The organism is Pseudomonas atacamensis (assembly GCF_017167965.1).
Taxonomy (GTDB): Bacteria; Pseudomonadota; Gammaproteobacteria; order Pseudomonadales; family Pseudomonadaceae; genus Aquipseudomonas; species Aquipseudomonas atacamensis.
On sequence record NZ_CP070503.1, the window covers coordinates 340035 to 363290 of the forward strand.

The 23256-nt window shown below is 60.7% G+C and carries 21 protein-coding genes; 13 read left to right on the top strand and 8 right to left on the bottom strand.

The window, feature by feature from the left end; all coding sequences use genetic code 11:
* The first annotated feature begins 68 nt into the window (after positions 1 to 68).
* From alr to JWU58_RS01560, 4 genes are all read left to right on the top strand, one after another.
* On the top strand, positions 69 to 1142 hold the full coding sequence (alr, locus tag JWU58_RS01545) for an alanine racemase (RefSeq protein ID WP_206421387.1): 1074 nt from the start codon (positions 69 to 71) through the stop codon (positions 1140 to 1142).
* An 88-nt stretch (positions 1143 to 1230) separates the two neighbouring features.
* The gene (locus JWU58_RS01550) at positions 1231 to 1779 is read left to right on the top strand and encodes a cupin domain-containing protein (protein WP_016772566.1); all 549 of its coding nucleotides are present in this window, start codon (positions 1231 to 1233) and stop codon (positions 1777 to 1779) included.
* Positions 1780 to 1960: 181 nt separating this feature from the next.
* Positions 1961 to 2374: a c-type cytochrome gene (locus JWU58_RS01555; protein ID WP_039757383.1), complete on the top strand. Its 414-nt coding sequence runs from the start codon at positions 1961 to 1963 to the stop codon at positions 2372 to 2374.
* Positions 2375 to 2543: 169 nt separating this feature from the next.
* Positions 2544 to 4466: an acetyl-CoA hydrolase/transferase family protein gene (locus JWU58_RS01560; RefSeq protein WP_206421388.1), complete on the top strand. Its 1923-nt coding sequence runs from the start codon at positions 2544 to 2546 to the stop codon at positions 4464 to 4466.
* Between the two features lie 133 nt (positions 4467 to 4599).
* Here the strand turns inward: JWU58_RS01560 and JWU58_RS01565 are convergent, their stop codons facing one another.
* The gene (locus tag JWU58_RS01565) at positions 4600 to 5172 is read right to left on the bottom strand and encodes a xanthine phosphoribosyltransferase (RefSeq protein ID WP_016772573.1); all 573 of its coding nucleotides are present in this window, start codon (positions 5170 to 5172) and stop codon (positions 4600 to 4602) included.
* Positions 5173 to 5229: 57 nt separating this feature from the next.
* Positions 5230 to 7239, bottom strand: a complete 2010-nt coding sequence (rep, locus tag JWU58_RS01570; protein ID WP_016772574.1) for a DNA helicase Rep — start codon at positions 7237 to 7239, stop codon at positions 5230 to 5232.
* Positions 7240 to 7511: 272 nt separating this feature from the next.
* Between rep and JWU58_RS01575 the strand changes: the two genes are divergently transcribed.
* Complete coding sequence (locus tag JWU58_RS01575) at positions 7512 to 9182, top strand: putative bifunctional diguanylate cyclase/phosphodiesterase (protein ID WP_016772575.1); 1671 nt, start codon at positions 7512 to 7514, stop codon at positions 9180 to 9182.
* A 78-nt stretch (positions 9183 to 9260) separates the two neighbouring features.
* Here JWU58_RS01575 and JWU58_RS01580 read toward each other — a convergent pair whose 3' ends face one another.
* Positions 9261 to 10655 (bottom strand): NorM family multidrug efflux MATE transporter, encoded by a 1395-nt coding sequence (locus JWU58_RS01580; protein ID WP_206421389.1) that lies wholly within the window; start codon positions 10653 to 10655, stop codon positions 9261 to 9263.
* Between the two features lie 159 nt (positions 10656 to 10814).
* Between JWU58_RS01580 and JWU58_RS01585 the strand changes: the two genes are divergently transcribed.
* From JWU58_RS01585 to JWU58_RS01595, 3 genes are all read left to right on the top strand, one after another.
* Positions 10815 to 11735, top strand: coding sequence for a LysR substrate-binding domain-containing protein (locus tag JWU58_RS01585; protein ID WP_024014781.1), 921 nt, complete (start codon positions 10815 to 10817; stop codon positions 11733 to 11735).
* Between the two features lie 187 nt (positions 11736 to 11922).
* Positions 11923 to 13899 (top strand): methyl-accepting chemotaxis protein, encoded by a 1977-nt coding sequence (locus tag JWU58_RS01590; protein WP_016772578.1) that lies wholly within the window; start codon positions 11923 to 11925, stop codon positions 13897 to 13899.
* Positions 13900 to 14094: 195 nt separating this feature from the next.
* Positions 14095 to 15309, top strand: a complete 1215-nt coding sequence (locus JWU58_RS01595) for an aldose 1-epimerase family protein (RefSeq protein WP_123441831.1) — start codon at positions 14095 to 14097, stop codon at positions 15307 to 15309.
* Here JWU58_RS01595 and JWU58_RS01600 read toward each other — a convergent pair.
* Positions 15306 to 16799: a YifB family Mg chelatase-like AAA ATPase gene (locus tag JWU58_RS01600; RefSeq protein ID WP_122698697.1), complete on the bottom strand. Its 1494-nt coding sequence runs from the start codon at positions 16797 to 16799 to the stop codon at positions 15306 to 15308. The two genes, JWU58_RS01595 and JWU58_RS01600, sit on opposite strands and share 4 nt — an antisense overlap.
* A gap of 172 nt (positions 16800 to 16971) precedes the next feature.
* A complete protein-coding gene (locus tag JWU58_RS01605) occupies positions 16972 to 17142 on the bottom strand; it encodes a hypothetical protein (protein ID WP_185015296.1) in 171 nt (56 codons plus the stop codon).
* 404 nt (positions 17143 to 17546) lie between these two features.
* On the opposite strand from JWU58_RS01605, the gene JWU58_RS01610 reads away from it, so the two are divergent.
* Complete coding sequence (locus JWU58_RS01610; protein ID WP_123441812.1) at positions 17547 to 17816, top strand: HigA family addiction module antitoxin; 270 nt, start codon at positions 17547 to 17549, stop codon at positions 17814 to 17816.
* 208 nt (positions 17817 to 18024) lie between these two features.
* On the opposite strand, the gene JWU58_RS01615 is transcribed toward JWU58_RS01610, so the two are convergent.
* A complete protein-coding gene (locus JWU58_RS01615; protein ID WP_007920416.1) occupies positions 18025 to 18285 on the bottom strand; it encodes an accessory factor UbiK family protein in 261 nt (86 codons plus the stop codon).
* Between the two features lie 394 nt (positions 18286 to 18679).
* On the opposite strand from JWU58_RS01615, the gene glnK reads away from it, so the two are divergent.
* From glnK to sutA, 4 genes are all read left to right on the top strand, one after another.
* A complete protein-coding gene (gene glnK / locus JWU58_RS01620) occupies positions 18680 to 19018 on the top strand; it encodes a P-II family nitrogen regulator (RefSeq protein ID WP_002555808.1) in 339 nt (112 codons plus the stop codon).
* A 37-nt stretch (positions 19019 to 19055) separates the two neighbouring features.
* Positions 19056 to 20393, top strand: a complete 1338-nt coding sequence (locus JWU58_RS01625; protein WP_122506204.1) for an ammonium transporter — start codon at positions 19056 to 19058, stop codon at positions 20391 to 20393.
* A gap of 215 nt (positions 20394 to 20608) precedes the next feature.
* Positions 20609 to 21034 (top strand): secondary thiamine-phosphate synthase enzyme YjbQ, encoded by a 426-nt coding sequence (locus JWU58_RS01630; protein WP_016772582.1) that lies wholly within the window; start codon positions 20609 to 20611, stop codon positions 21032 to 21034.
* 101 nt (positions 21035 to 21135) lie between these two features.
* Positions 21136 to 21462, top strand: coding sequence for a transcriptional regulator SutA (gene sutA / locus JWU58_RS01635; protein WP_016772583.1), 327 nt, complete (start codon positions 21136 to 21138; stop codon positions 21460 to 21462).
* A 189-nt stretch (positions 21463 to 21651) separates the two neighbouring features.
* On the opposite strand, the gene JWU58_RS01640 is transcribed toward sutA, so the two are convergent.
* Both JWU58_RS01640 and xerC read right to left on the bottom strand, forming a co-directional pair.
* Positions 21652 to 22359: an HAD family hydrolase gene (locus tag JWU58_RS01640; protein WP_206421390.1), complete on the bottom strand. Its 708-nt coding sequence runs from the start codon at positions 22357 to 22359 to the stop codon at positions 21652 to 21654.
* A complete protein-coding gene (gene xerC / locus JWU58_RS01645; protein ID WP_206421391.1) occupies positions 22356 to 23255 on the bottom strand; it encodes a tyrosine recombinase XerC in 900 nt (299 codons plus the stop codon). The genes JWU58_RS01640 and xerC overlap by 4 nt, the downstream gene beginning before the upstream one ends.
* Position 23256 lies beyond the last annotated feature (1 nt).

The following is a 23256-nucleotide window of genomic DNA, read 5'->3' on the forward strand; positions in this document are numbered from 1 at the left end:
CTGTTGGCGGTTCACGTCGTCAGTCAGCGCCGGTTTTTCTTCCCATGACCGCCCAGAAGTCTGCCGCCATGCGTCCTGCCCGTGCCCTGATTGACCTTCAAGCCCTGCGTCACAACTACCGAATTGCCCGTGAAGTCACCGGCGCCAAGGCGCTCGCGGTGATCAAGGCGGACGCCTACGGCCATGGCGCGGTGCGTTGCGCCCAGGCGCTGGAAGCCGAGGCTGACGGGTTTGCAGTGGCCTGCATTGAAGAAGCACTGGAGCTGCGTTCCGCCGGGATTCGCGCGCCGGTATTGCTGCTGGAAGGCTTCTTCGAAGCCGATGAGCTGGCGTTGATCGTCGAGCATGATTTCTGGTGCGTGGTGCATTCGCTTTGGCAGCTCGAAGTGATCGAGCAGGCAGTCCTGAGCAAACCGATCACGGTATGGCTCAAGCTCGATTCCGGCATGCACCGCGTCGGCCTGCATCCGAAAGATTATCCAGCGGCCTATCAGCGTCTGCTGGCCAGCGGCAAAGTGGCAAAAATCGTGTTGATGAGCCACTTCGCCCGCGCCGATGAACTGCATGCGCAAAGCAGTGCCGAGCAGGTCGCGGTGTTCGAAGCGGCGCGTCAGGGTCTGGCGGCGGAAGTCAGCTTGCGCAACTCGCCCGCCGTGCTTGGATGGCCAGAAATCCAAAGCGATTGGGTACGCCCGGGCATCATGCTCTACGGCGCGACCCCGTTCGAAGAAGCCAACGCCGTCGCTGAACGCCTGCAACCGGTGATGACCCTCGAATCGAAAGTCATCAGTGTGCGTGAATTGCCGGCCGGCGAGCCGATCGGTTATGGCGCCAGGTTCATCACCGACAAGCCGATGCGCATCGGCGTGGTCGCTATGGGTTACGCCGACGGCTACCCGCGCCAGGCACCGACCGGCACACCCGTGCTGGTGGCGGGCAAACCCAGCCGCCTGCTAGGGCGCGTGTCGATGGACATGCTCTGCATCGATCTGACCGACGTAGCGGAAGCGGGGCTTGGTTCAACTGTCGAGCTGTGGGGTAAAAACATCCTCGCCAGCGACGTGGCAAAGTGGGCCGATACCATCCCGTATCAGATCTTCTGCAACCTGAAACGGGTGCCAAGGCTCTATTCCGAGGGTTGACGCCGCTGCGGGGGCCAGCTGTTGTAAATACTGAACGCTGTCGCCATGATAACGCTCAATATTCTTACAACATCAGGAGGCTCCCGCCTTGGACGTCGGTGAACGACTGCAATCGATCCGCAAGCTCAAAGGGCTTTCCCAGCGTGAACTCGCCAAACGTGCGGGCGTCACCAACAGCACCATTTCGATGATCGAAAAGAACAGCGTCAGCCCTTCGATCAGTTCGCTGAGAAAGGTGCTCGGCGGCATTCCCATGTCGATGGTCGAGTTCTTTTCCGAAGAGATCCTGCAGGACCAACCGACCCAGATCGTCTACAAGGCCAATGAGCTGATCGACATCTCCGACGGCGCCGTGACCATGAAACTGGTCGGCCGCGCGCACCCGAGCCGCGCCATCGCCTTCCTCAACGAAATCTACCCGCCGGGCGCCGACACCGGCGAAGAAATGCTCACCCATGAGGGCGAGGAAACCGGGATTCTGGTGGAAGGTCGCCTCGAACTGGTGGTGGGTCTGGAAACTTTTATCCTCGAAGCCGGCGACAGCTACTATTTTGAAAGTACCAAGCCGCATCGTTTCCGTAACCCGTTCGACGTGCCGGCGCGACTAATCAGCGCAGCCACGCCGGCGAATTTTTAAGCAGAAGGCGCCAGGCCGATATGGCAAAGGCCCCCGAACCGATTTACCGATGGGCAACAAGACCCCTCTAACCATGGGGTTGTTTCAGTACAGCGGCCTACCCGCTATACTTGCGCCCGCCTGCGAACCGTGGCCGCAGGCGTGAATAGCCACCATTGAGGGTGAACGCGTGAACCTAATTATGAAAATGCTGGCTGCACCAGCAACCGTACTGGCCCTCTGGGCTGTCAGCGCTCAAGCTGCGACAAATGACGACATCGCCAAACGCCTCGAGCCCGTCGGCCAGGTGTGTGTTCAAGGGCAGGAATGCAAGGGTATGGAAGTGGCTGCTACCGCTGGCGGGGGCGGCGGAGCAAAGGCCCCTAAAGACGTCATCGCCAAGCACTGCAACGCTTGTCACGGCACGGGCCTGCTCGGCGCGCCGAAGATCGGCGACAAGGCAGCCTGGAAGGAGCGGGCCGATCATCAGGGTGGTCTGGACGGCATCCTCGCCAAGGCCATCACCGGCATCAACGCCATGCCGCCAAAAGGCACCTGCGCCGATTGCTCCGATGAAGAGCTCAAGGGCGCGATCAAAGAGATGTCCGGTCTGTAATCAGCGCCGGCTTTGAAAAAAACCGTCTTCGGACGGTTTTTTTGTGCCTGTGGTTTCTGGTTTCCGATTCATTCAGGCCCTGATCCCTCCAAACCAAATGCTGTCCTTTGCAGCAAACTCAAGGCAATCTCGGTCTACCCCTATCAACGGAACGGGCGGGAGGCTTCAGATGGTGCAGTTGTGTTCGATCGAACAGGCGGTGGACGATGTGCTGGCGCGTTTGCCTGCGCACATCCACATGGGCCTGCCGCTGGGGCTGGGCAAGCCGAATCACTTCGTCAACGCGCTGTACCGGCGCATCAAGGACCTGCCCGAGCGGCAGCTGACGATCTATACCGCGCTGTGCCTCGGTCGGCCGAATTTGGGCGATGGCTTGCAGAAGCGCTTTATCGAGCCCTTTGTAGAGCGGGTGTTTGGTGATTATCCGGAGTTCGATTTCCTCGCCGATCTGCAGCGCGACAGCCTGCCCGCCAACATCCGTATCCAGCAGTTTTTCATGCAGCCTGGCAGTCTGCTCAACAGCGCGCCGGCGCAGCAGGATTACGTCAGCAGCAATTACAGCCATGCCGCTCGCGACATCAACGCAGCGGGTCTCAATCTGGTGGCGCAATTGCTCGCCAGCAGCAGCGAATACCCTGATCGCTTAAGCCTGAGCTGCAACCCGGACATCACCCTCGACCTGTTGCCGATGATCGCCAAGCGTCGCGAAGCGGGGGAGACCATTGTGCTGGTCGGCCAGGTGCATACGGATCTGCCGTACATGCCCGGCGATGCGGAAGTCGATATCGACACGTTTGATCTGCTGATCGACGAGAAAGACAGCAGCACGCTGTTTTCAACGCCTAACATGCCCGTAGGCTTTCAGGATCATTTCATTGGCTTGCACGCCAGTACGCTGGTGCGCGATGGCGGCACATTGCAAATTGGTATCGGCTCGATGGGGGATGCGTTGACTGCTGCGCTACTTGCCCGTCAGGCCGATAACGCCGGTTATCAGGCGTTGCTCGGTGACATCAACCTCAGTCAATGGGCGCAATTGATCCAGCGCGAGGGCGGCACCACGCCATTTGCCAAAGGCCTTTACGGTTGCAGCGAGATGTTCGTCAACGGGCTGCTGGTTTTGGCGGATGCCGGGATCATCCGGCGCAAGGTCTATCAGGATGTGCCGACCCAGGAGCAGGCCAACGCTGGCACCCTCGATGAAGCGGCACAGCCTGACGGTATCTGCGTCCACGGCGGCTTCTTCCTCGGCCCGCGCAGCTTTTATGAACGTCTGCGCGAGTTGCCGCAAAGCAGGCTGCTTGAATTCAACATGACCCGCATCAGCTACATCAACGAACTGTACGGCCAGGAAGAGCTCAAGCGCTTGCAGCGCATCGATGCGCGCTTCATCAACACCGTGTTCACCATGACTCTGCTCGGCGCCGGCGTGGCTGATCAATTGGCAGACGGACGCGTGCTCAGCGGTGTCGGTGGGCAGTACAACTTTGTTGCTCAGGGCCACGCGCTGGAAGGCGCGCGATCGATGTTGATCCTGCGCAGCTGGCGCGAGTCCGGCGGCGAGGTCAGCTCCAATATCGTCTGGGACTACGGCCACTGCACGATCCCGCGGCACCTGCGCGACATCGTCGTCACCGAGTACGGCATCGCCGACCTGCGCGGAAAATCCGACGCGGCGGTGATCGAAGCGTTGCTCAATATCAGCGACTCGCGGTTCCAGCCGGGGTTGATCGAGCAGGCGCAGACAGTCGGTAAGCTGCCGAAGGACTTCCGTCTCGATCCACGGTTTGCCGACAACACACCGCAACGCTTGCGGGCGATTGCCGCACGGCATCCGAACCTGTTTCCGGAGTATCCGCTGGGCTGTGATTTCACCGCCATCGAACGGGATCTGCTGCGGGCGCTGAACTGGCTGAAGAGCAAGTTCAAGCTGACCGAGATTCTCGACTTGGGCAAGGCAGCGCTGGATGCGCCGGAGGCCTCAGTGTTCCCGGAACATCTTGAGCGGATGCAACTGACGAATCCGGAGGGTCTGAAGGAGGACCTTTTCCAACGCCTGCTGCTCACAGGCCTCAAAGCTACCGCGCAATAACTGACCACCCCCAGAACCCATTGTGGGAGCGAGCCTGCTCGCGAAAGCGGTGTGTCATTCACTCAACAGGGTGACTGACACAATGCATTCGCGAGCAGGCTCGCTCCCACAGGGGATAACTAGGGGCCGCTGGTTACTCGATGAAGGTGACGACGCCATCCTTCAGCGATTGCACGCGAGCCAGCGACTCGACGCGGTAGCCCTGCGAGTCCAGTTCGGCGCGGCCGCCCTGGAACGACTTTTCGATGACGATGCCCAGACCGGCAACGGTGGCGCCGGCCTGTTTGATGATCGAGATCAGCGCTTGCGAGGCCTTACCGTTGGCCAGGAAATCGTCGATGATCAGCACGCGGTCGCTGCTGGTCAGGTGGCGCGGGGAGATGGCCACGGTGCTTTCGGTCTTCTTGGTGAACGAGTAGACGGTCGCCGAGAGCAGGTTTTCAGTCAGGGTCAGCGACTGTTGCTTGCGGGCGAAGATCACCGGCACGCCGAGGTTCAGACCGGTCATGATCGCCGGGGCGATGCCCGAGGCTTCGATGGTGACGATCTTGGTGATCCCCGAGTCTTTGAACAGTGCGGCGAATTCGTCACCGATCAGCTTCATCAGGGCCGGGTCGATCTGGTGGTTCAGGAAAGCGTCGACTTTCAGGACCTGATCGGAAAGCACGATGCCTTCTTCGCGGATTTTTTTGTGCAGTGCTTCCACAACAGCTTCCTCTGTTGGCGCGATGGGCGCCGAAGGTAGATTAAAAAGTAGTCGATTCTAGCGCTTTAACATCGCGCGTATGTCGGCCAATGCGCTATTGCCACGCACGGCTTTGACTTCAGTCGGGGTGTCGTCGTTGCCTTCCCAGGCCAGATCGTCCGGCGGCAGCTCATCCAGAAAGCGACTGGGCGCGCAGTCGATGATTTCACCGTACTGCTTGCGCTTGGCTGCGAAGGTGAAGGCCAGGGTCTGGCGGGCGCGGGTGATGCCCACATAGGCCAGGCGGCGTTCTTCTTCGATGGTGTCGGCTTCGATGCTGGAACGGTGCGGGAGGATTTCCTCTTCCATGCCCATGATGAACACGTAGGGAAACTCCAGCCCTTTGGAGGCGTGCAGCGTCATCATCTGCACACCTTCGGCACCGTCCTCTTCTTCCTGCTGGCGCTCGAGCATGTCACGCAGCACCAGTTTGCCGATGGCGTCCTCGACGGTCATTTCGCCGTCCTCGTCCTTCTCAAGGGTGTTTTTCAACGCCTCGATCAGGAACCAGACGTTGCCCATGCGGTAGTCCGCCGCCTTGTCGCTGGAGCTGTTGGTACGCAGCCAGTTCTCGTAGTCGATGTCCATGACCATGCTGCGCAGCGCCGAGATCGGATCTTCGCCGGCGCACTGCTCGCGGACCTTGTCCATGAAGCGCTTGAAGCGCGCCAGGCGATCAGTGAAGCGGCTGTCCAGATGCTCGCCGAGACCGATTTCGTCGGTGGCGGCGTACATCGAGATCTTGCGCTCGGTGGCGTAGTTGCCGAGCTTTTCCAGGGTGGTCGAGCCGATCTCGCGGCGCGGCACGTTGATCACGCGCAGGAAGGCGTTGTCGTCATCCGGATTGACGATCAGGCGGAAGTAGGCCATCAGGTCCTTCACTTCCTGGCGACCGAAGAAGCTGTTGCCGCCGCTCAGGCGATACGGCACCTGATGGTGTTGCAGCTTCAATTCGATCAGCTTGGCCTGGTAGTTACCGCGATAAAGAATCGCAAAATCGCTGTATGGGCGGTCGGTGCGCAAGTGCAGGCTGAGGATTTCCATGGCCACGCGCTCGGCTTCGGCGTCCTCGTTGCGGCAGCGGATCACGCGGATCTCGTCGCCGTGGCCCATCTCGCTCCACAACTGTTTTTCGAATTCGTGCGGGTTGTTCGAGATCAGCACGTTGGCGCAGCGCAGGATGCGGCTGGTGGAGCGGTAGTTCTGCTCGAGCATGACCACTTTCAAGGACGGATAGTCGTCCTTGAGCAGCATCAGGTTTTCCGGGCGCGCGCCACGCCAGGCGTAGATCGACTGGTCGTCGTCGCCGACCACGGTGAACTGGTTGCGCTTGCCGATGAGCATCTTCACCAACAGATACTGGCTGGCGTTGGTGTCCTGGTATTCGTCGACGAGCAGGTAACGGACCTTGTTCTGCCATTTTTCGAGAATGTCGGCGTGTTCTTCGAAGAGCTTTACCGGCAGCAGGATCAGGTCATCGAAGTCCACCGCGTTGAACGCCTTGAGCGTGCGCTGATAGTGGGTGTAGACGATGGCGGCGGTCTGCTCCTTCGGGTTGCGCGCGTTTTCCAAGGCCTGGGCGGGCAGGATCAGGTCGTTTTTCCAGGCGCCGATCATGTTCTTGATCTCGTCGACGCCGTCGTCGCCTGCGTATTCCTTCTGCATGATGTCGGTCATCAGGGCTTTGACGTCGGTCTCGTCGAAGATCGAGAAACCGGGTTTGTAGCCCAGCCGCGCATGCTCCTTGCGGATAATGTTCAAGCCCAGGTTGTGGAAGGTGCAGACGGTCAGGCCGCGTCCTTCGCCGGCACGCAACAGGGTGCCGACCCGCTCTTTCATCTCGCGCGCGGCCTTGTTGGTAAAGGTCATGGCGACGATGTACTGGGCGCGGATGCCGCAGTTCTGGATCAGGTGCGCGATCTTGCGCGTGATCACGCTGGTCTTGCCGGAGCCAGCACCGGCGAGCACCAATAGAGGGCCGCCGACGTAGTTCACGGCTTCTTGCTGCCGGGGATTGAGTCGGGACATACGAAAATTCGGGAGTCGTTGACGAAATGGGCCGGCATTTTAACAGGCTCAGCGATTTCTGCTGCTCTGTCCGACTTGTGACGCAGCACGCGATTCAGATTTGCCGCTTTTGTTACTTTCACGCAGGATACGCGGGGATTTTGCGGCTAATGTTCTCATTCGTGACACAAAATAACGTTTCGATGCCGTTGTCATCAGACAACGCATTGGTCATTGTTCAGCACACCGGCATAATGCCCCGCCTACATCATTGCAGAGTCTAGGGAGTCAGCTTGTCTACGCCTGTCGAACCCTTGCGTTTGCTGCTACTGGCCGAAGAGCCAGCGTGGACAGCGTTGTTGCGTGAGTGTCTGGCTCCGATGGGGAGCGCGGCGGTGCTGATCAGTGCGCCGAACTGGGATTCGGTCAGCCGCCTGTTCGAGGACAACCGCCACGCGGTACTGCTGACCCTGCCAGCGTTGCAACCGCCGCCCGGTCGTTGCAGCCTGCCGACCGTTCTGCTGCTGGAGCACGAACCGGCCACTGCGCCGGTCGGTGTCAGCGATTGGCTGGTGTTCGACGCTCTCGACGCCGGCATGCTCCAGCGCTGCCTGCGCCATGTGCGCGAGCGCGGCGTGCTGGAAAACACCTTGCAGCGCCTCGCCGAACAGGATCCGCTGACCGGCATCGCCAATCGCCAGGGCTTTCAGACCCTGCTCACTGCGCGCCTTGCCGAAGGCGACGGTCGCGGTCTCGCCCTCGGCCATCTCGATCTCGACAACTTCCGCCATGCCAACGATGCCCTTGGTCATCAGGCCGGCGATCGCTTGATCCTGCAAGTTGTCGCGCGGCTGAAAAGTCAGCTGGAGGCCGGCGATCAACTGGCACGGCTGGGCAGCGATGAATTCGCTCTGCTGATCGATACCCGTCGTGCACCGCAACGCGCCGAGTGGATGGCCGAACGCATCACTGAGGCGTTGGCAGAACCTTACTGGGTTGACGGCGAAAGCCTGCTGATCGGTTCCAGCCTCGGCATCGCCCATGCCCGTGCCAACGGCGGTGCCGATCCACTGATGTGGCACGCCCATATCGCCATGCAGCAGGCCAAGAGCACACAGGGCTGCACTTTTCATATCTTCAACGAACGCATCAACCGCAACGCGCGGAGCATGGCCGACCTTGAGAGCGAACTGCGCCGGGCGTTGCGCCGCGATGAGCTGGAACTGCATTACCAGCCACGCCTGAATCTTGAAGACGGCCAGATTGTCGGCCTCGAAGCGCTGGTGCGCTGGCGCCACGGTGAGCGCGGTCTGCTGCCACCGAGTGAATTTGTGCCGCTGGCCGAGCAGAGCGGTCTGATCGTGCCGCTGGGCTACTGGGTGATTTCCCGCGCCTTGCGCGATATGCAGGCCTTGCGCGAGCAGGGGCTGCCGGCGCTGCACATGGCGATCAATCTGTCGTTCCGCCAGTTTCAGGACAGCCAGTTGCTGCCGACACTTAGCCGCCTGATCGCCGAGCGCGGCGTCGAGGCGCAGTGGCTGGAATTCGAACTGACCGAAACCGCGGTTATGCGGCGCAGCGATCTGGTCAAGCAGACCATGGACGCCCTCGGCCGCCTCGGTGTGCGCTTCTCGCTGGACGATTTCGGCACCGGATTTTCCTCGTTCGTGCACCTCAACAGCCTGCCGATCACCTTGCTGAAGATCGACAAGAGTTTTGTCGGCGGCATGGAACAGCGCGAAGAGAACCGCAAACTGGTGCACGCGATGATCAACCTTGCGCACAACCTGCACCTGGAAGTAGTTGCCGAAGGGGTCGAGACGCCGGAGCAACTGGAGTTGCTGCGCGGGTTCGGCTGCGATCAGGTGCAGGGTTACCTGATCAGCCGACCGCTGCCGCTGGATGAGTTGGTGGAATATCTGACCTTTGGAGCCAGTCAGCAGGCTTCGGTGGAAGCCATTTAAAAGATCGCAGCCTTCGGCAGCTCCTACCTTGGAATGTGTTCCTTTGTAGGAGCCGCCGAAGGCTGCGATCTTTTGATCTTAATCCGCGCCGATGGCCTCGAACCTCTCTGCAACTGGCTCGCGCCGAATCATCCGCTGCATCTTCCATTCGAACGCCAGCGTCAGGCTTACCGCCGCGCACGCCAGGCCCAGCGCCAGACCCCACCAGACGCCGGTCGGTCCCCAATTGAGATGGAACGCCATCCACCACGCCGCCGGTGCGCCGATCAGCCAATAGCAAGCGAGCCCGACCAGAAACGTAGTCTTGGCATCCTTGAGCCCCCGAATACAGCCCATGGCAATCGTCTGCGTGCCGTCGAACAGCTCGAACCACGCCGCTACTGCCAACAGGCTCACCGCCAGACGGATCACTTCGGCAAACGCCGGATCGTTGTGGTCGAGGAACAGGCCGACCAACTGGTTCGGCCACAGCCAGAACACCAGGGCAAAGCCGAGCATCACCACGGCACCGAAAGTGATGCCGACACGCCCGGACATGCGCGCATCGACCAATTGCCCGGCGCCATAGTGTTGGCCGACGCGCATGGTGATGGCATAGGACATCCCGGCCGGGACCATGAACGCCACCGACACGATCTGCAGGGCGATTTGATGCGCGCCCATCTGCGTACTGCCCATGGTGCCCATGCACAACGCGGCAAAGGCAAACAGCCCGACTTCCACTGCATAGGTGCCGCCAATCGGCAGGCCCAGACGCCACAGTTCTTTCAGGTATTGCCGGTTCGGCCGCGACAGGCCGGCGCGCAACGGATAAGCGTCATACGCCGGATGCCGGCGGATATGCCAGGCCAGCGCCAGTGCCATGCAGTTGGCGACAATCGCCGTGACCAGGCCGATACCGGTCAGGCCCAGTTGGGGCAGGCCGAACATGCCGGTGATCAGCGCGTAATTGAGCAGGAAGTTGGCCACCGTACCGGCGAGGCTGATGACCATCACTGGCGTCGCCCGGCCAATCGCACTGGTAAAACCGCGCAGGGCCATGAAGCTCAGGTAACCGGGCAGGGCGAAGGGCAGGGCGATGAGAAATTGCCCGGCGGCGTTGACGTTGGTTTCGGTTTGGCCGAACAGCAGCAACACGGGTTTGAGGTTCCACAACAACAGCCCGGCGCCGAGGGCCATCAGCCAGGCCAGCCACAGTCCGGCCTGGGTCAGGCGTGCGGCACCGATGATGTCGCCGGCACCCTGACGGATTGCCACCAATGTGCCGACCGCTGCAATCACGCCGATGCAGAAAATCGACACGAACGAGTAGCTCGCGGCACCGAGGCCGCCACCGGCCAGCGCTTCGGGGCTGAGGCGCGCCATCATCAGGGTGTCGGTCAGCACCATCAGCATGTGCGCCAACTGCGAAGCAATCAGCGGCCCCGCCAACCGCAGAATGGCCCAGAGTTCGGTACGCACAGGATGCTGCATGGTCATCACCACCCAAATATCAGAGGAAGCAGAAGAGCGTCGATTCTCGGCGCTTGGCAGGCTTTGCACAAAGGGATAAAAAGGATGGGTGGCATGATTAATACTCATCCTGAATCGTCCTGCCGAATTGGCTGTATCCCCGCTATTGGAGCTTTGTGTATGTCCCGACGCCTTCCGCCGTTGTATGCCCTGCGCGCATTCGAAGCGGCCGCGCGACACAGCTCGTTCACCCGCGCGGCGGAAGAACTGTCGATCACCCAGAGCGCGGTCAGTCGGCACATGCGCACCCTTGAAGAGCACTTCGCCTGCCGGCTGTTTCATCGCAGCGGACGCAACCTGCAACTGACCGAATCGGCGCGGCTGCTGTTACCCGGTATCCGCGAAGGCTTCGCCGCCCTTGAGCGCGCCTGCAATACCTTGCGCGCCGAGGACGACATCCTGCGCATGAAAGCGCCATCGACCCTGACCATGCGTTGGCTGCTGGCGCGGTTGAGTCGCTTCCGCCATTTGCAGCCGGGCAATGAGGTGCAACTGACCAGCGCATGGATGGATATCGATTCGGTGGACTTCAACAACGAACCATTCGATTGCGCAGTTTTGCTCAGTGACGGGCATTTCCCGCCGGACTGGGAAGCGAGCCTGCTGTTTCCCGAGGAATTGATTCCGGTCGGCGCGCCGAACCTGCTCAATGATCAACCTTGGGATGTAGCGCGTCTGGCGACGGCTGAACTGCTGCACCCGACCCCGGATCGCCGTGACTGGCGCAGTTGGCTGGAGCGCATGGGCCTGTCCGATCAGGTCTCGCTCAAGGGCGGACAAGTGTTCGATACGCTGGAACTGGGCATGATCGCCGCGGCGCGCGGCTACGGCGTTTCGATGGGTGATCTGTTGATGGTCGCCGAAGATGTCGCGCAAGGGCGCTTGAGCCTGCCATGGCCAACCGCCGTCGCCAGTGGCCTGAATTATTACCTGGTGTGGCCGAAACCGCGTCCGGGAGGTGAACGTTTGCGCCGCCTCAGCGACTTTCTCCAAGGCGAAGTCCGCGCCATGCAATTGCCGGCGGTAGAGCGCTTGAGCTGAAACGTTCGAGCCGGCACAATGCCACTACTGCGCCATACCCACGCAATCCGCTCAAGTATTCGGATTTTCCGCCGACTACGAGCATGTGGAACCGTCGTGCCGGTTCCGCGCTACCCCCATTATTAGAATATTTTCCGGGCAATTACCGCGATCAAGGAGGATTCGGTGGCTCGGCCAGGAGCTGTTCATGTCTCAACCTCGTGCTCGGATCGCCTCGCAGCTGGGCCTTGCCCTTGCTGTGATACTGGCGATAGTCATCAGCGGCAGTACGGTGTTCGCCTTGCGTTCGCTGGATTCCGCCAACCTCGCCACCCGTGAAGAGCATCTGGCCAGTGAGGCCCGGCTGCTGGCCGATCAACTGAGTACCTTTCACGGTACGCTGCGTGAAAGCACCCTGCGCCTGAGCGGGCTGTTCGAAAAGCGCTTCGGCAGTGGTTTGAGTGTGCACCCCGATCAGCCAGTGACCGTGGCCGGCGTGCAGACTCCGGGTCTGCACCTGGGCAACGAGGTGCTGAACAACAACTTCAAGGAAGTTGACGAGTTCAAGCAGATGACCGCTGGTGTGGCCACGGTATTCGTGCGCAGCGGCGAAGACTTCATTCGCGTCAGCACCAACGTCAGCAAGCAGGACGGCACCCGTGCCATCGGCACCGTGCTCGATCATGCCAACCCGGCGTACGCGAAACTGATGGCGGGGCAGAGTTATGTCGGCCGCTCGTTGCTGTTCGAGCGCTACTACATGTCGCAGTACACCCCGGTGCGCGATGCGGGCGGCAAGATCATCGCCGTGCTGTACGTCGGCTTCGACTACACCGACGCGCAGAACGCGCAGTTCGCCAATCTCAAGCGCTTCCGCATTGGCAAGACCGGCTCGCTGGCGCTGCTCGACGAGCAGAACAAATGGCTGGTGCCGATTGCCGGGGTCGAAAACCTGGATCAAGCCGCCCCGACCATCAACAACCTGGTGAAAACCCCGGGCAAGGGTGAGTTCTGGAGCGACAAGGGTGAGGACTTCTACAGCATCGCCGTGCCGTTCGAAGGTGGCCCGTGGTCGGTGGTGGCGAGCATGCCGAAAGCCGAGATCCGCGCGGTGACCTGGAGCGTCGGTACGCAACTGGCGATCGGCAGCCTGCTGGCGATGTTGCTCGCGGTCGGTTCCGTGGTCTGGCTGCTGCGCAGCAAACTCGCACCGCTGGGCGATCTGGTGCGTCAGGCCGAAGCCTTGGGCGCGGGTGATCTGAGTGTGCGGCTGAACGTATCGAGCCACGATGAAATCGGTCAGCTGTCCCGCGCGTTCAACCAGATGAGCCAGGCGCTGTCGACCATGGTCGAGCACATCCGCCGCGCTTCGGAAGAGGTCAACAGCCGTGCGCAGGCGCTGTCCGGTTTGTCCGGCGGTGCGTATGAAGGCATGGAGCAGCAGTCGGGCGAAATCACCAGCATGGCCGGCGCCGTGGAAGAGTTCAGCGCCACCTCGCTGAACATTGCCGACAACATGGGCGCGACCCAGCGCCTGGCGCAGGAAAACGCTCAGCAGACCCAGATCGGCCGCAGCTCGATGGAAGAAGCGTCGTCGTCGCTGGAGCAGATCGCCGGCGCGCTGAACAGCACCGCCAGCGTGATCAACACGCTGGGGCAGCGCTCGCAGGAAATCGGCGGCATCGTGGGTGTGATCACCTCCATCGCCGAGCAGACCAACCTTCTGGCACTTAACGCAGCAATCGAAGCTGCCCGTGCTGGTGAGCAGGGGCGCGGTTTTGCCGTGGTCGCGGACGAAGTGCGCAGCCTCGCCTCGCGTACCCGTCAGGCGACCGATGAAATTTCCAGCATGATCCACAGCATTCAGCAGGAAACCGGCAACGCGATCAGCACCATGGAGCAGGGCAATGTGCTGATGCAGGAAGGCCTGTCGCGCAACGCCAACGTCGCCTCGGCGCTGGCGCGGATCGATGAGCAGAGCCGTTCGGCAGGCCAGCAGTTCGCCGCGATCACCACCGCCACTCAGGAACAAAGCAGCACTGCGACGTTGCTGAGCAGCAATTTGCAAAGCATCGCCTTGGCCAACAGCGAGCAGCGTGAGGTGGTGTCAAACCTGGCTGTCACCGCTAAAGAGCTGGAGAAGCTGGCGGCGGATCTGCGTTCCGAGGTTGACCGCTTCCGCTGATGTGTCGTTGAAACAGTTTTCGCGAGCAAGCTCGCTCCCACAGTTTCCGCGGTCGTTCACAAATCGTGTGAGCAGCCGAAAATCCGGTGGGAGCGAGCTTGCTCGCGAATGCTCCGGCACAAACCGGTTTTTGCACTTGCTGAAACGTTTCCGCAGCGCTATAAAAATGGCACAACTCCAATAAAGGCTGCTGCCATGACCCCGCTCAAACTCCTCGTCGCCCTCGGCGCATTCTCTGCCGCTTCCCACGCCGTGGCCTGGGACTATGTCCTGCTCGACGCCAACACTCCGGCAAAAAACTGGACGATCACCAGTGAGCAACTCGGCGTAAAAACCGCCAAACCGTTTTCCGTGACCCTGCGTACCCTGCATGGTGGTCGTCAGGAGGGCGTCAGCATTGTCGATATCGATAACGGCACGATGAAACTCTCGGTAGTGCCGACCCGTGGCATGAACGTGTTGCAGGCTTCGGTGGGCGACGTGCGGATGGGCTGGGACTCGCCGGTCAAGGACGTGGTCAACCCGGCGTTCATCGAACTCAACGGTCGCGGTGGCCTGGGCTGGCTCGAAGGTTTCAATGAACTGGTCACCCGTTGCGGTTACGAGTGGGTTGGCCATCCCGGCATGGACAACGGCGAATTGCTGACCTTGCACGGTCGCGCCGCCAACATCCCGGCCAGCACCGTCACTTTGCACATCGACGAGAAGCCGCCGTATGCCATCACGCTGCGTGGCGAGCTGAAAGAGCAGGCATTCAAGAAAGTCGATTTCTCGGTAGCGACCGAACTTGTCACCGAACCGGGCAGCGCCAGCTTCGCCCTCAACGACACCCTGACCAACAACGGCGACTATGCGAAGGAATATCAGGCGCTGTATCACAGCAACTTCAGCACGCCGTTTCTCGAGCAGGGCGCAAAATTCGCAGCGCCGGTGAAGCAGGTTTCGCCGTTCAACGACAAGGCCAAGGGCGATCTGCCCGACTGGCAGACCTATCGCGGGCCAACCAAGGACTACGACGAAACTGTCTACAACGTCGTGCCGTATGCGGACGCCAAGGGTGACACCCTCACCGTGCTGCACAACAAGGCCGGTAGCCTCGGCGTATCCGTTGGCTTCAACACTCAGCAGTTGCCAGTGTTTTCGCTGTGGAAAAACACCGACACCCAAGGGCAGGGCTACGTCACCGGGCTGGAGCCGGGAACCAGTTTTTCCTACAACCGTCGCTATCAGCGGCCGTTGAATCTGGTGCCGACCATTGCGCCGAAAGAACATAAACAGTTCCAGATCAGCTACAGCCTGCTGGCCGACAAAGGGGCGGTGGACAAGGCCCTCAAGCGCGTGACCGAGATTCAGGCCGGGCGCGACACTGAAGTGCGCCAGGCACCGCTGGTTGATCTGACTGAGCATTAAGGTGTCGCCGGCCGGTATTGCAGTGCCTCGGCCAGATGCTCGCGGGTAATCGCATCGGCCTGTTCAAGATCCGCCAGCGTGCGCGCGACCTTGAGCAGGCGATGCGCCGAGCGCAGCGACAGGATCAGTCGCTCGCAGGCCGCCTCCAGCCATATCTCGTCAGCTGTGGATAACTTGCAGTGACGCTTGAGCCCCGGCAGATCGAGAAACGCATTGGCACAGCCCTGACGTTTCTGCTGACGCTCCCGCGCTTCCGCCACCAACGCCGCAGCGCTGGCGCTGTTTTCGCCTGGCTTGGCTGCCGGATTCAAGGCGGTTGCCTCCCGCGCGACGGTCAGGTGCAGATCAATCCGATCCAGCAGCGGCCCTGACAGCTTGTTGCGATAGCGCTGGACCATGTCCGGTGTGCACGAGCATTTGCCGCTGGGTTCGCCAAGATATCCACAGGGACACGGATTCATCGCTGCCACCAGTTGAAACCGTGCGGGGAAACGCACGCGATCCTTGGCCCGAGCGATGACGATATGCCCGGACTCCAACGGCTCGCGCAGCACTTCCAGAACCTTGCGATCAAACTCCGGCAACTCATCGAGAAACAGTACGCCATGGTGGGCGAGGGTGATTTCGCCGGGTTGCGGTTTCGAGCTGCCACCGACCAATGCCGGCCCTGAAGCCGAATGGTGCGGTTGCCTGAACGGCCGCTGCGGCCAGTGAGTCAAGGGAACCCCGCTGGCCACCGATTGAATCGCTGCCACTTCCAGCGCCTCGCATTCGGATAGCGGCGGCAATAATCCTGGCAGACGACTGGCCAGCAGCGTCTTGCCGGTTCCCGGAGGCCCGCTGAACAACAAGTTGTGCGCCCCCGCTGCGGCAATCAGCAGTGCGCGTTTGGCGGCTGTCTGCCCCTGCACCTCGTTGAGGTCGGGATAGGGTTTGGCGGCATGCATCAAGCCATCTGATGTGTACGGCTCGACCGGCGTGTGCCCATTGAAATGCGCCACCGCTTCCAGCAAGTGATCGACTGCGAACACTTTCAGCCCCGAAGCCAGGCACGCCTCTTCCGCATTCGCTCGAGGCACCACCAACGCCCGCCCGGCCTTGCGCGCCGCCAGTGCCGCCGGCAGCACGCCACGCACTGGTCGCACGGCACCGGACAATGCCAATTCACCCAGACATTCCACCTCGTCCAGCGTCAGACACGGCACCTGCACGCTGGCCGACAAAATCCCCAAGGCAATTGCCAGATCGAAGCGCCCGCCATCCTTGGGCAGATCCGCCGGCGCCAGATTCAAGGTGATCCGCCGCGCCGGAAATTGCAGCCCGGAATTGATGATCGCACTGCGCACCCGATCCTTGCTCTCCTTCACCGCCGCCTCGGGCAGGCCGACCATGGTCAGCGACGGCAGACCGTTGGCCAGATGGACTTCGACGGTGACAGCGGGGGCTTCCACGCCAATCTGGGCGCGACTGTGGACAATGGAGAGGGACATGGTCGTTCCTTGAGCTGAATCGGGGAGCCGCTTCCTGCGGGTTTTTGAAGGGTAGTCTGGGGAGAGAGCGTTGGTCGGACAGTTTTAAGGGCGAACTTTCACTGGATGTTGCTGAAGGCACTAATCCTCAGGCATAAAAAAACCGCCTGTCAGGCGGTCATTTTTGCGGTACTCAGGTTCCACCACCGGCGAGCCAACCATCGGGCTCCATTTCCTTGCCATAGGTCGCGGCTACTTTCAGAAAATGCCGCTGGCTGGCTGAAACTCTGTCCGGCAAACCGAGTGCCCCGGTACCTGGTTTGGAAACCCGTGCCGGTTGGGTTTTCTGCTTCTTCTGCTTCATAAACACCTCACGTGCCGGGATGCTTGATTCGATCTTATTGGGCTTCTACCGGCCAGCGCGCCGCCTGGCTCAAGCGCTGGCCCACATGTAACAGCAACTTCAATAAATCGCCGTTGGTTGGCTGACATATTTCCAGCCAAACGGAGTGCTTCGAGGTGCAAATCAACAATCTGAAATAGCTTTTCCTTCCTCTTCTTATCCTTCAGATATCTCCATCTTGATGGGCGTATTTCGTTTGCCAATGTAATGACATGCGTAAGGGCTGCGTAACTGGGCGCAAACGCTGATGTTTGTAGGACTATGCCCTAATAGATGTAGGACGCCGGCGAAAGGTTTCGACGGTCTGGTATCGCGGAGTCGGATGCTCCAGTTTGGCCACTCAATGCAGCTTCTGGAGGCGAAAAATGGACCGCAATGGTATGCGCCCGATTCATCCGGGCGAGGTTCTGAATAAGGAATTCATGGAGCCGTTGAGCATGACCGTCATGGATCTGGCCATGCCCACGAAATGGCCCGAAAGCGAGATCGAAGAGCTTGTGAAATGCCAGCTCAGGATCTGCACCGATCTGGCAATCAGCCTTGCCACTCATCTCAACACTACGCCTGAGTTCTGGATGAATCTCCAATCGACTTACGATTTGCGCAGGGCCCAGCTCCGGCATGCGGGCTTATAGCGATTGCAGCATCCGCGAAGCCCTTTTCCACCATGGCCCTGCCCGGGGCGCCAAACCCGCTGCTGAACATTCAGCATCAGATGAGCTTAGAAACTTGGGCTTTTGGCGCAATCGGACGGCGGTCATAAAGGTTGTAGCACGTTGCGGGGATGGTTGAAGGGCTGAAGATCAAAAGATCGCAGCCTTCGGCAGCTCCAGGAGGCGCGAATTATTCAGCGGGCGGTGTCAGTTTCGCTTCCATCTCGGCGACTTTGGCTTCGAGGCTTTCGAGGCGGGCGCGCGTGCGAGCCAACACCACCATCTGACTATCAAACTCTTCCCGGCTGACCAGATCGAGTTTGCTGAAGGCACTTTGCAGCAGCATTTTGAACTGGCTTTCGATTTCGGCTTTCGGCAGCGGGGTATCGCCGCTGAACAGGCGGGAGGCGGTGCCGCTCAGGGCGTCGAGGAAGTCTTTGGGCGCGAGCATGGGAAATGTCCTGGAAACAATGGCCGGCAGTGTATCACGCAGTGTCTATAGTCAATCCCGTTGCACGGATGCACGCTTTTCGCGCAGGGGGACGGACGGTGGCGCACCGTTGTTGTGCGTATCGGCAAAAGCTTTTCTGCCCGAGCGCGTGCAACACGGGCCAAGAGATTGAAATGCAGGGTTTTTGCCGAGCTGGCAAGGTTTCTGCTTAGTCACCCTCGACCCATGCACTGATGCAGTCGCTGTGACGAATGCAGTGCGGCAGACGAAGCGGGGAGTTTCGTCTGATGCGGTTAGCTGGCGTCAACGATGCGTTACAAAGCCAGGCACTGCGCTTAGACTTGAGACGGGTTTGTTTTCCTGGGGCAAGTCCACCAATTCGGGAGAGAGTTTCATGAAGCTAGTCACTGCCATCATCAAGCCGTTCAAGTTGGACGACGTGCGCGAGTCGCTGTCCGAAATCGGCGTGCAGGGCATTACCGTCACTGAAGTCAAAGGCTTCGGCCGGCAGAAGGGTCACACCGAGCTGTATCGCGGCGCGGAATATGTGGTCGATTTTCTGCCCAAGGTGAAAATCGACGTGGCCATCGACGACAAGGATCTGGATCGGGTTATCGAGGCGATAACCAAAGCGGCCAACACCGGCAAGATCGGTGACGGCAAGATCTTCGTGGTCAATCTGGAACAGGCGATCCGCATCCGTACCGGCGAAACCGATACCGACGCGATCTAAGCGCCGCCACAAACCCAACGCCCCAGGAGAAAACAATATGACTCTGCGTAAATTCGCAGGGCTAGGCGCCCTGTTGTCCATCGTAATGCCCGGCATCGCCATGGCGGCAGACGAAGTGGCAGCGCCAGCCCTCAATTCCGGCGACACCGCCTGGATGCTCACCTCGACAGCGCTCGTGCTGTTCATGACCATTCCCGGCCTGGCGCTGTTCTACGGCGGTATGGTTCGCTCGAAAAACATTCTTTCCGTGCTGATGCAGTGCTTCGCCATTACCGGCCTGATCAGCATCCTGTGGGTCATTTATGGCTACAGCATTGCCTTCGACACCACCGGCATGGAACAGGGCGTCGTCAACTTCAATTCGTTCTTCGGCGGCATGGGCAAGGCGTTCCTCGCTGGTGTCACGCCTTCGAGCATCACCGGCCCGGCGGCGCTGTTCCCTGAGGCGGTGTTCATCACCTTCCAGATGACCTTCGCGATCATCACCCCGGCGCTGATCGTCGGTGCGTTCGCCGAGCGCATGAAGTTCTCCGCGATGCTGATCTTCATGGGTATCTGGTTCACTCTGGTTTATGCACCGATCGCGCACATGGTCTGGTCCGGTAACGGCGGCCTGATGTGGGACTGGGGCGTGCTCGACTTCGCTGGCGGCACCGTGGTGCACATCAACGCCGGTATCGCCGGTCTGGTCGCGTGCCTGGTGCTGGGCAAGCGCAAAGGCTTCCCGACCACACCAATGGCTCCGCATAATCTCGGCTACACGCTGATGGGCGCGGCGATGCTGTGGGTCGGCTGGTTCGGCTTCAACGCCGGTTCCGCTGCGGCTGCCAACGGCACTGCCGGTATGGCCATGCTGGTTACCCAGATCGCCACTGCCGCTGCCGCACTGGGCTGGATGTTTGCCGAGTGGGTCACCCACGGCAAGCCAAGCGCACTGGGCATCGCTTCGGGTGTGGTCGCCGGTCTGGTCGCGATCACTCCGGCCGCTGGCACCGTGGGCCCGATGGGTGCACTGGTGATCGGTCTGGCCGCAGGCGTGGTGTGCTTCTTCTGCGCCACCACCCTGAAACGCAAACTCGGCTATGACGATTCCCTGGACGCCTTCGGCGTGCACGGCATCGGCGGTATCCTCGGCGCGATCCTCACCGGTGTGTTTGCCGCACCGGCACTGGGCGGCTTCGGCACCGTGACTGACATCGGCGCGCAGGTCTGGATCCAGATCAAAGGCGTCGGCTTCACGGTGATCTACACCGCGATCGTCACCTTCATCATCCTCAAGGTGCTGGACGCCGTCATGGGTCTGCGCGTAACCGAGGAAGAAGAGTCGGTCGGCCTCGATCTGGCACAACACAACGAACGCGGCTACAACCTGTAAGTACGCGCGATAAAAAAATTGCCCGGTTCGCCGGGCATTTTTTTGTCCGGGATTTGTCATTCAGGGAGCGGCGGAAAGGATTTTTCTTACGGCTTTGGTCGTCTTTACGACGAGGCTTTTTCTGCGGGCAATCGCTTACATCGCTGCAGGAATATTAGGGCCTTTGTTTTTTTTCAGAGCACGCTAGAATGCGCCCCGAACGAGCGGAGAACTGTGTGTGGCAACAGACTCTGATAACCCTGCGGGCAAGGCCCCGGGGCTTTCATCTGGTGACGGACGAGTTGCTCGCAGGCTTGCCTGAACTCAAGGCCTGTCGGGTCGGTCTGTTGCATTTGTGGCTGCAGCACACGTCGGCGTCGTTGACCATCAACGAGAACGCCGATCCGGCAGTTCGTCGCGACTTCGAACGATTTTTCAATCGTCTGATCCCACAAGGAACAGACGGCTACGAGCACAACGACGAAGGCCCGGATGATCTCCCGGCGCACTTCAAGGCCAGCGTGCTCGGTTGCCAGATCAGTCTGCCGGTTGCGGCAGGGCGGCTGGCACTGGGTACCTGGCAAGGGATCTATCTGGGCGAGCACCGTGATCATGGCGGTGCCCGTAAAGTCCTCGCCACCTTGCACGGTGAACAGGCATGAGCCGCTGCCGGGCAGCGGCAGAAGATTTTTCAACGGCGGCTTCGACAGCCGCCAAAGCTGGTCTATAACTAATCTGCTTTTGGCAAGTCATGAGGTAGAACATGAGCGACGATGATCTGGAAAACGACGACCTCGAAGTAGGCGACGAAGACGAGGCCGAGGAAGGCCTGGAAGCGGCAGCGGAAGACGTTGCCGAAGACGATGGCGGTGACGACACGCCGGCCCCGGCTGCCAAAGGCAAAGCCAAGGCTGCGGTCTCGGTCGACGAGTTGCCGAGCATCGAAGCCAAGAACAAGGAGCGTGACGCCCTGGCCAAGGCCATGGAAGAATTCCTTGCGCGCGGCGGCAAGGTGCAGGAAGTGGAGGCCAACGTGGTCGCCGATCCGCCCAAGAAGCCGGACAACAAGTACGGCAGCCGTCCTATCTGAGGCGCGTCGCTCGCTTGCTGAAAAAGCCCGCCGTCGCTGCGGGCTTTTTCATGCCTGGAATAGATGCGTTGAAAACAAATGCAGTCCCCTGTGGGAGCGAGCCTGCTCGCGAAGGGGGCATGTCAGCCGACATACATGTTGGATGACACACCGCATTCGCGAGCAGGCTCGCTCCCACAGGGCTGTAGATCAGTTCGAGGAAGCATTCCAGCGGGAGAGGACGGCGGGCAATTCTATCAGGCTGCGAATTTCCGCATCAGGCAAGCGCTCCGCTTCCCAGCCCTTGCCCGTCGGGTTGAACCACACCGCGCGCAAGCCTGCCTGCTGAGCGCCAGCAATGTCATCGCCGGGATGATCGCCGACATGCACCGCTGCTTCGGCACTCACGCCCCCGCGTTGCAGGGCTTCATGAAACAGCCGTGCATCCGGCTTGGCGATGCCGATGTCTTCGGCGCACAAGGCAAATTTGAAGTAATCCGCCAGCCCCAACCGGCGTACATCGGCGTTGCCATTGGTGACGACGCCGAGGGCATAGTGATTGGCGAGCAGCTCCAGCAGCGGCTCGACTTCCGGGAACACTTCGATCTGATGCCGCGCATGCAGGAACACTTCAAAAGCCTTGTCAGCCAGCTCCGACGCCTCGCCGTGGGCGTACCCGGCTTCCTCCAGCGCATGGAACAGCACACGTCGGCGCAGCGCGCTGATGCGGTGTTTGAGACCCGGTTCGCCCGCCAGCACTCGCTCGCGAATCGACCACAAATGCTCCACCGGCACCACGCCCAGGTTCGACGCATGCTCGCTCAGCCATTCGCGCAACACGGTTTCGGCGCTGGCGATCACTGGCGCGGTATCCCACAAAGTGTCGTCGAGGTCGAAGGTGATCAACTGAATGCTCATGAATCATCGCCTTTCATGCGTTTGGCCCGGGGATGGGCGCTGTCGTAGACCGCCGCCAGATGCTGGAAGTCGAGGTGGGTATAGATCTGCGTGGTTTTGATATCGGAGTGGCCGAGCAATTCCTGCACCGCGCGCAGATCCTGTGAAGACTCGAGCAAATGGCTGGCGAACGAGTGCCGCAGCATGTGCGGATGCAGGTTCTGCCCCAGCTCGCGCTCGCCAGCCAGTTTGACCCGCACCTGAATCGCCCGGGGGCCGAGACGCCGACCTTGCTGGCTGACAAACACCGCATCGTCCGCCGGGTTGGTCATGGCTCTAAGCTGCAACCACTGTTCCAAGGCTTCGCGAGCCTTGGTGCCAACCGGCAACAGCCGGGTCTTGCTGCCCTTGCCGAGCACCTGAACCATGCCGTCGGCGAGGTCGAGTTGATCGAGATTGAGCCCGGTCAGCTCGGACAGGCGCAGGCCAGAGGAATAGAACAGCTCGAGAATCGCCTGATCACGCCGGGCGAGAAAATCGTCCTCGACCGCACCTTCCAGCAATTGCAGGGCGCGGTCGGTATCGAGGGTCTTCGGCAGGCGCCGTTCGCCTTTTGGCGGGGCCAGGCCGGTAGCCGGGTCGTGGTCACACAGGCCTTCGCGATTCAAGTAGTGATAGAGCCCGCGCACCGCCGAGAGCAGGCGGGCGAGGCTGCGCGAGGACTGGCCTTGCGCATGCAACCGGGCGATCAGGCTGCGCAGGCGCTGGATATCCAGCGCGGCCCAACTGCCGATGTTCTGCTTGATGCACCAGCCGAGGACTTTATCGAGGTCGCGGCGATAAGCCGACAGGGTGTGCGGCGACACCTGTCGCTCACTGCGCAGATGTTCGCAGTAAGCGTCCAGTTGTCGTTCCATG

Coding starts and splice junctions, on each gene's coding strand:
- xerC (WP_206421391.1), bottom strand. CDS start 23,255: ATGGAACGACAACTGGACGCTTACTGCGAACATCTGCGCAGTGAGCGA.
- JWU58_RS01600 (WP_122698697.1), bottom strand. CDS start 16,799: ATGTCCCTCTCCATTGTCCACAGTCGCGCCCAGATTGGCGTGGAAGCC.
- JWU58_RS01625 (WP_122506204.1), top strand. CDS start 19,056: ATGACTCTGCGTAAATTCGCAGGGCTAGGCGCCCTGTTGTCCATCGTA.
- JWU58_RS01590 (WP_016772578.1), top strand. CDS start 11,923: ATGTCTCAACCTCGTGCTCGGATCGCCTCGCAGCTGGGCCTTGCCCTT.
- JWU58_RS01615 (WP_007920416.1), bottom strand. CDS start 18,285: ATGCTCGCGCCCAAAGACTTCCTCGACGCCCTGAGCGGCACCGCCTCC.
- JWU58_RS01640 (WP_206421390.1), bottom strand. CDS start 22,359: ATGAGCATTCAGTTGATCACCTTCGACCTCGACGACACTTTGTGGGAT.
- JWU58_RS01585 (WP_024014781.1), top strand. CDS start 10,815: ATGTCCCGACGCCTTCCGCCGTTGTATGCCCTGCGCGCATTCGAAGCG.
- JWU58_RS01555 (WP_039757383.1), top strand. CDS start 1,961: ATGAAAATGCTGGCTGCACCAGCAACCGTACTGGCCCTCTGGGCTGTC.
- JWU58_RS01560 (WP_206421388.1), top strand. CDS start 2,544: ATGGTGCAGTTGTGTTCGATCGAACAGGCGGTGGACGATGTGCTGGCG.
- sutA (WP_016772583.1), top strand. CDS start 21,136: ATGAGCGACGATGATCTGGAAAACGACGACCTCGAAGTAGGCGACGAA.
- JWU58_RS01595 (WP_123441831.1), top strand. CDS start 14,095: ATGACCCCGCTCAAACTCCTCGTCGCCCTCGGCGCATTCTCTGCCGCT.
- rep (WP_016772574.1), bottom strand. CDS start 7,239: ATGTCCCGACTCAATCCCCGGCAGCAAGAAGCCGTGAACTACGTCGGC.
- alr (WP_206421387.1), top strand. CDS start 69: ATGCGTCCTGCCCGTGCCCTGATTGACCTTCAAGCCCTGCGTCACAAC.
- JWU58_RS01605 (WP_185015296.1), bottom strand. CDS start 17,142: ATGAAGCAGAAGAAGCAGAAAACCCAACCGGCACGGGTTTCCAAACCA.
- glnK (WP_002555808.1), top strand. CDS start 18,680: ATGAAGCTAGTCACTGCCATCATCAAGCCGTTCAAGTTGGACGACGTG.
- JWU58_RS01610 (WP_123441812.1), top strand. CDS start 17,547: ATGGACCGCAATGGTATGCGCCCGATTCATCCGGGCGAGGTTCTGAAT.
- JWU58_RS01580 (WP_206421389.1), bottom strand. CDS start 10,655: ATGCAGCATCCTGTGCGTACCGAACTCTGGGCCATTCTGCGGTTGGCG.